Here is a 3,133-nt window from a genome sequence, read left to right on the forward strand (position 1 = left end):
AATCAGCGACTTACTTGGAGAATGTGGGACCAGACCTTTGGCGTCTTGATCCACGTCATGCCCGAGCGATCTGGAGATCTGTGGAGGGAGAAAGATTCGTGCGCGCCCTTCAGGGCGATGAAATCCCGCTGGTGAGCACAAACCGCGGGGGCTACGGGAACTCCAAGGTTCTGGCGCCGGAGTTCCGATCGGCGCCCGCAGCCTATCTGGTGTCTAAGTGGCTAGTTGAGAAAGCTGTTGCCAGACTCCGCAGGGATGGCAGGGTCGCCGGCTCCTTCGGGTTTCATATCTCGTTGAGGAAAGGGAGCACGATAGGAAAAACCATCCGGTGCGCACAGAGTCAGGACACGGCCGCATTCTTGCGCATTAACCGGCGGCTCTGGCAGGATGCATGGAAGGATATCAGACCAGAAAACCCAGGTGCTGTCGGTGGAAGGCGTCTACCGCCACGACCAGCATTGGGAAGTGGCCGGCAAGCTCGCCCGGCGCGAGGGCGAGGTGCGCTACGGACGCGGCAGCGGGCCGTGGTTCGACTCGGCCACCGACTTCGCCGCGCTACAGCTGCGCTACGAGGTGGTCTACGCCTGGCACGCGCTGGCCGAATACCGCTGGCTGGACGTGCAGGCCGGCGGCACGCGGCAGGGCTGGCTGGTCGGACTGGACCGCGACATCGGCAAGAACTTCCGCATCGGCGCCGGCTACAACTTCACCGAGTTCAGCGACGACCTGACCGACTTCGACTACGACCACGAGGGCTGGTTCCTCAACATGGTCGGGATGTACTGAGGGTGCCGGTCCACGCAAGACCGTCGACGTTCAGCCGTCCACGGTCTCCTCGCCGCCATCCTTGGACAGCTCTTCGGCCCGGCGCTCATCCAGGTGGCGCTGCAGGCGGGCCACGTCTTCGGGCGACCAGTCGTCGATGCCGGTGACTTCCAGCCAGGCGTTGATGTAGTGCGATGGCGCGTAGACGTGGCCGAAACCCATTGGTGCGCTCATCGACAGCGAAGTATCCATTGCCATCTGCATCATCGTCACGACCGGATACCAGCGCATCGCCGGGGATACGTCCGGCGGGCGCGGGGCATCGAGCAGTTCCGGTTCGCGGAAGAAGCCGTGACGGTCGAAGAACGTCACCGCGTCGCTGCCGTACTGCAGGTAGACCACGCGCATCGGGCCCCACGGCGTGCCGGGCGGGGTGGAGCTGCCGTCCTGGTTCATGAAGCGGACGAACGAGCCGTCCTGGAACTGCGGCAGCCACACCGGCGAACCGGGATTGCGCGAGCGGGTCAGCCCGGCCCACTTGCTGGCGGCGAACGGAGGTCCGCTCCAGACCGCGCCATCGAATGGTTCGCCGAGCAGCTCGAACATCTCGAACGAGCGTTCCGAATTGAGCGCGCCCAGGCTCAGGCCGTGCAGGTACAGCTTCGGCCGCCGCTCGGGCGGCAGCGTGCGCCAGTAGCCGTAGACCTCGCGGAACAGTGCGCGCGCGGTGACCCCGCCTGTGTCCGGATCCAGGAACAGCGTCAGCGGACTGGACAGGTACGAGTACTGCACCGCGACGCTGGCCACATCGCCGCGGTAGAGATATTCGATGCCGTCGATGCCGGACGGGTCGACCCAACCGGTGCCGGTCGGAGTGATGATGATCAGCGCCTTGCGCTCGAAGCCGCCGACGCGCTTGAGTTCTTCCAGCGCCAGCTGGGCGCGCTCTTCGGGCGTGTCGCCGGTGGGCAGGCCCGCGTACACGCGCAGCGGCGCCTTGGCGCCGGGACCGGCGTAGGCGGCGAGTTCGTCGGCGGTGGGGCGGGCATCGACGTAGCGCCGGCCCATGCGCCCGAGCTGGTTCCAGGCCACTAGCGACTGCGCGCTGCCGGGGCTGTCCCATTCGGTCGGCGGCGGCATGTCGGGCGGGATCAGTGCATCGGCCTGGCGATAGGAGGCGTCCAGGGTGTCCAGCAACGAGGACAGGATCACGCCGTTGACCAGGCCCACCAGCAGCAGCACGCCGGCGATCGCACCGACCACGTGCGCGATCCGTCGCGGCACCTTGCGGGTGACCAGGCGCATCACCGCCTTGATGATCATCAGCGCGATGCGGCCCAGCACGACCAGCAGCAGCGCCACGACCGCCGCACCCGCGAGTACGCCCAGGATGCGCGATGGACCGGCGGGAGCCAGGTGCATCAGTTCGCGGACGATGTTTTCCCAATGCTGGCTGCGCCAAAGCGCGAGCGCGGCGATGACCGCGCAGGCGACGACCGCGATACGGCGGCGACGCGGCTGTCCCGCCGGCCCGGGGAGCGGCAGCTCCAGGTATCCCCACAGCCAGCGCAGCAGCACGCCCAGGCCGTAGCCGGCGGCCAGGCACATGCCCGACAGCACCGCCTGCGCGACCGTGATCCGTGGCGTGAGGCTGGGCGTGAGCGAGGCGGCGAAGAACAACGTCCCCAGCACGAGCCCGGTATTGCCAAGGCGCGCCAGCAGCGAACGCCGGAGCCGGGTGAACCAGCCATCGGATGTAGTACCGGAAGCGAGTGCAGCGTCGTCGTCCTGTCGCATCAAGGATCCCCTGCGAGTGGTCCCCTTGGGCCAATATACCGGACACGGATAGGCGTTTTAACATACATTCCCCAAGTGGCATGCCGTCTGACGTGAGTTTCGCCTGAATCCGACCGCAGGACAATCATTTTCCGTCCCGAGCGGCGTCGTCGGGCGCGCAAGGCGCTGAGACAGGGCAGATCGGCCCGCGAAGCCGCCGTGTTGTGCCCTGGTGGCGGTGTTTTTCAGCGCAGCGGACAGACCCATCCTGCCGTTTTCGTTCAGTTTGGGCGTGGATGGCGGTCATGCGCATAGCGGAGGCGCTCGCAATCGGCGGATGGCGGCGAGGATGGCGCGGACCATCGGACCGGTGACGGCCACCTCGGCCAGCTGGAAGGTGATGGCGCGGGCATGGCGGACGACACGTGCCCCGATCTTGATCAGCTTCAGTTGCAGGCTGGTCAACGACCAGTCGGCCATCGTCTCGGGCAACTCGATGCAGCGCAAGAAGATGGCCAGGTTGTAGGCCAGCGCATGCAGTTGCAGTCGCACCTCATTGTCGCGGAACTTCCGGCATGACAGCCGCGTCCAG

Annotated in this window: 3 protein-coding genes and 1 pseudogene; 2 read left to right on the forward strand and 2 right to left on the reverse strand. The window is 66.5% G+C overall.

Annotation, left to right across the window (positions count from 1 at the left end; translation table 11 throughout):
* Positions 1-209: 209 nt before the first annotated feature.
* Together CG51_RS21210 and CG51_RS18550 are read left to right on the forward strand one after the other, a co-directional pair.
* Positions 210-341, forward strand: a pseudogene (locus CG51_RS21210) (hypothetical protein); the annotation flags it as partial.
* 79 nt (positions 342-420) lie between these two features.
* Complete coding sequence (locus tag CG51_RS18550) at positions 421-786, forward strand: hypothetical protein (protein ID WP_035747542.1); 366 nt, start codon at positions 421-423, stop codon at positions 784-786.
* Between the two features lie 30 nt (positions 787-816).
* Here the strand turns inward: CG51_RS18550 and CG51_RS18555 are convergent, their stop codons facing one another.
* Both CG51_RS18555 and CG51_RS18560 read right to left on the reverse strand, forming a co-directional pair.
* Positions 817-2,562: an alpha/beta hydrolase gene (locus CG51_RS18555; protein WP_079862784.1), complete on the reverse strand. Its 1,746-nt coding sequence runs from the start codon at positions 2,560-2,562 to the stop codon at positions 817-819.
* Positions 2,563-2,844: 282 nt separating this feature from the next.
* Positions 2,845-3,133 (reverse strand): IS1380 family transposase (locus CG51_RS18560; protein ID WP_035747543.1); only part of this gene is annotated, 289 nt, incomplete at its 5' end.

The organism is Haematobacter missouriensis, assembly GCF_000740775.1.
GTDB lineage: Bacteria > Pseudomonadota > Alphaproteobacteria > Rhodobacterales > Rhodobacteraceae > Haematobacter > Haematobacter missouriensis.

What these genes read in the sequence shown, in the direction of transcription:
- CG51_RS18555 (WP_079862784.1), bottom strand. Translation starts at nt 2,562, where the DNA reads ATGCGACAGGACGACGACGCTGCACTCGCTTCCGGTACTACATCCGAT.